This window comes from Streptomyces sp. NPDC030820 (genome assembly GCF_055572075.1).
Window position 1 is genome coordinate 759,793 of the sequence record NZ_JBVIEB010000003.1, and the last position, 3,422, is coordinate 763,214.

Below are 3,422 nucleotides of genomic sequence, written 5' to 3' on the forward strand. Positions count from 1 at the left end.
TTCAGGCGGCGCCTCGCCTCACGCGGCGCCCCGCCTCAGGCCGCAGCCCGCCTCAGGCCCCCCACCCCGCCTGCTGTCCGCCGACGCGCTCCGCGACGATCCTCTCGGCCCACCCGGAGCGGCGGTAGGCGGCCATCGGGTCGGGGTCCAGCCCCAGCTCCTGCCGCACCTCGGCCAGCAGCGGCCGTACATCGGTGTTGTACGCGTCCATGAGCACGGTGTTCGCCCCGAGCACGTCACCCTCGCGCTGGGCGAGCGCGAGCGCTTCCCGGTCGACCAGCAGGGCCTTGGCGGTGGCTTCCTGGACGTTCATGACCGAGCGGATGATCGCCGGGATCTTGGGCTCGATGTTGTGGCACTGGTCGAGCATGAACGCGACGTCCGGCCCGAACCCACCCCCACGCACCACCTCGTACATGATCCGGAAGAGCTGGAAGGGGTCGGCCGCGCCCACCATCAGGTCGTCGTCGGCGTAGAAGCGGGAGTTGAAGTCGAACCCGCCCAGCCTTCCCTCGCGCAGCAGCGTGGCGACGATGAACTCGATGTTGGTGCCGGGCGCGTGGTGGCCGGTGTCGACGACGACCTGGGCCCTGTCGCCGAGCTTGAGGCAGTGGGCGTAGGCGGTGCCCCAGTCCGGGACGTCGGTGGAGTAGAAGGCCGGCTCGAAGAACTTGTACTCCAGCAGCAGGCGCTGCCCGTCCCCGAGCCGCTCGTACACCTCGGCCAGCCCCTCCGCCAGCCGCTCCTGCCGCGCCCGGATGTCGTCCTGACCGGGGTAGTTCGTGCCGTCGGCGAACCACAGCTTCAGGTCCCTGGACCCCGTGGCGTCCATGATGTCGACGCACTCCAGCAGATGATCGAGCGCCTTGCGCCGTACCGCCGGATCCGCGTGGCAGATGCTGCCGAGCCTGTAGTCGTCGTCCTGGAAGGTGTTGGAGTTGATCGCCCCCAGTTTCAGCCCGCGGTCCTCGGCGTACTTGGCCAGCGCCGCATAGTCCTCGACCTTGTCCCACGGGATGTGCAGGGCGACGGTGGGGGCCACGCCGGTGAACTCGTGCACCTTCGCCGCGTCCTGCAGTTTCTCCCAGGGATCGCGCGGTACGCCCGGCTGGGCGAACACCTTGAAACGGGTTCCCGAGTTCCCGTACGCCCACGACGGCGTCTCGACGGCCTGGGTCTTGAGCGCGGCCTTCACCGCGGCGAGGTCGGTCACTGCGTGACTCCTGGTGATGTCGGTCGTAACGACGAAGCGTCGTGAAACGATTCAGCTCCGCAAGCTAGGACCCCTTCGGAAGGGTGTCAAGCGCTCCGACCAACCCTGTCGTCCGTGATCCTGCCGCGGCCTTCGGCTATCGAAACTTTTTCGACCCTGACCCATTGACGCGCCCCGGCCGCCGTGCCTACGGTCCCGGCAATCCAGTTGAAACCTTTCACGACGCGGTGGTGGCCTCGGGTGCTCCCGCCGGTGTCGTCGAGGAGACACACATGACCCACCCGCCTGACACGGGGCCGACGCCGGTGCTGGCGCTGAAGGGCGTCTCCAAGTCCTTCGGTGCCGTGCGCGCCCTCAGGGGCGTCTCCCTGGAGCTGTTGCCCGGCGAGGTGCACGCCCTTGCCGGCGAGAACGGCGCGGGCAAGTCGACGCTGATCAAGACCCTCGCCGGGGTGCACCGACCGGACGCCGGCCAGGTGCTGTTCGACGGTCGCCCCGTCGCGTTCCACGGCCCCGGCGACGCCCGCGACGCCGGGATCGCCGTGATCTACCAGGAACCCACGCTCTTTCCCGACCTGTCGATCGCCGAGAACATCTTCATGGGCCGCCGGCCGAAGCGGGCCCTCGGCCGGATCGACCACAAGGCCACGCATGCCGCGACCCTGGCCCTGATGAAGCGCCTCGGTGTCGAACTCGACCCCGACCGGCCGGCCCGTGGTCTGTCCATCGCCGACCAGCAGATCGTCGAGATCGCCAAGGCGCTCTCCTTCGAGGCCCGGGTACTGATCATGGACGAGCCGACGGCCGCCCTGACCGGCAGCGAGGTGGCACGGCTCTTCGGGGTCGTCCGCACCCTGCGGGAACAGGGCGCGGCGGTGCTGTTCATCTCGCACCGGCTGGAGGAGATCTTCGAAATCTGCCAGAAGGTCACCACACTGCGGGACGGCGCCTGGATCTCCAGCGAGCCGATCGACGGCATGACCGAGGACGACCTGGTACGGCGCATGGTCGGCCGCGAGCTCGACGAGCTGTATCCCAAGCAGGACGTGACGCCGGGCGAGGTGGCGTTGAGCGTCCGGCGCCTGACCCGGGAGGGCGTCTTCACCGACGTCTCCTTCGAGGTGCGGCGCGGCGAGATCGTCGGCCTGGCCGGACTCGTCGGCGCCGGCCGCACCGAGGTCGCGCGGGCCGTCTTCGGCATCGACCGCTGGGACGCCGGCGAGGTCGAGGTCGCCGGGCGCAGGCTCACCAACGGCGCCCCGTCCACGGCGATGGCGGCGGGGCTGGCCCTCGTCCCGGAGGACCGGCGCGCCCAGGGCCTGGTGATGGGCATGTCCATCGAGCGCAACATCGGCCTCACCGGTCTCCGTACGACCGTCAGGGCGGGGCTGATGGACCGCGGGGCGGAACGCAGCCGCTCCCTCGACTGGGCCGTCAGGCTCCAGGTGAAGTACGCCAGGATCGCCGACGCCGTCTCCACCCTGTCCGGCGGCAACCAGCAGAAGGTCGTCCTCGCCAAGTGGCTCGCCACCGGCCCGAAGGTGCTGATCGTGGACGAGCCGACGCGCGGGATCGACGTCGGTACGAAGGCGGAGGTGCACCGGCTGCTGTCCCAGCTCGCCGCCGACGGGGTGGCGGTGCTGATGATCTCCTCCGACCTGCCCGAGATCCTCGGCATGGCCGACCGCGTGCTCGTCATGCACGAGGGCCGGCTCACCGCCGAGATCCCCCGCGCCGAAGCCACCGAGGAAACCGTGATGGCCGCAGCCACCGGGAGGGCCGCTGCCTAATGCTGAAGTCAAGCCACGAGGCTGAGTTGTGGTCGGTCCTGGTAGGGCCGGCGGTCGCGCAGGATGGCGTAGAGCACGTTGACGCGGCGTCGGGCGAGGGCGATGAGTGCCTGGTGATGTCGCTTTCCCTCGGCTCGCTTGCGGTCGTAGAAGGCCCGGGACGGTGGGTGGTTCGGCATCGCGCAGAAGGCCGACTGGTAGAAGATCCGCTTGAGGGCCTTGTCGCCGCCGGTCGCGCTGCGCGAGTAGCGGATCTTTCCAGACTGGGTGAGCACGGGCGCCAGGCCGGAGGCTGCGGCGAGGGCATCGCCGCTGGAGAAGCGTCGGATGTCGCCGACCGCGGCGATGAGTTCGGCGGTGAGGGTGGCCCCCATCCCCGGCAGGCTGCGGATGAGGGCCCCGTCAGGGTGCACGTCGAC

At 69.9% G+C, this 3,422-nt stretch carries 3 protein-coding genes; 1 reads left to right on the forward strand and 2 read right to left on the reverse strand.

Translation table 11 applies throughout. The annotated features are described in order from the left end of the window. Window positions 1–52 precede the first annotated feature (52 nt). The gene (gene rhaI, locus ACZ418_RS11830; protein WP_468360718.1) at window positions 53–1,213 is read right to left on the reverse strand and encodes an L-rhamnose isomerase; all 1,161 of its coding nucleotides are present in this window, start codon (window positions 1,211–1,213) and stop codon (window positions 53–55) included. A 272-nt stretch (window positions 1,214–1,485) separates the two neighbouring features. Here rhaI and ACZ418_RS11835 point away from each other — a divergent pair, with 272 nt between their 5' ends. Beyond that, window positions 1,486–3,003 carry a sugar ABC transporter ATP-binding protein gene (locus ACZ418_RS11835; RefSeq protein WP_468360721.1) on the forward strand — a complete coding sequence of 506 codons (1,518 nt, stop codon included), beginning with the start codon at window positions 1,486–1,488 and terminating at the stop codon, window positions 3,001–3,003. 8 nt (window positions 3,004–3,011) lie between these two features. Here the strand turns inward: ACZ418_RS11835 and ACZ418_RS11840 are convergent. Continuing rightward, on the reverse strand, window positions 3,012–3,422 hold a 411-nt coding region (locus tag ACZ418_RS11840), incomplete at its 5' end, for a transposase (RefSeq protein WP_468360724.1).

What these genes read in the sequence shown, in the direction of transcription:
- ACZ418_RS11835 (WP_468360721.1), top strand. Translation starts at nt 1,486, where the DNA reads ATGACCCACCCGCCTGACACGGGGCCGACGCCGGTGCTGGCGCTGAAG.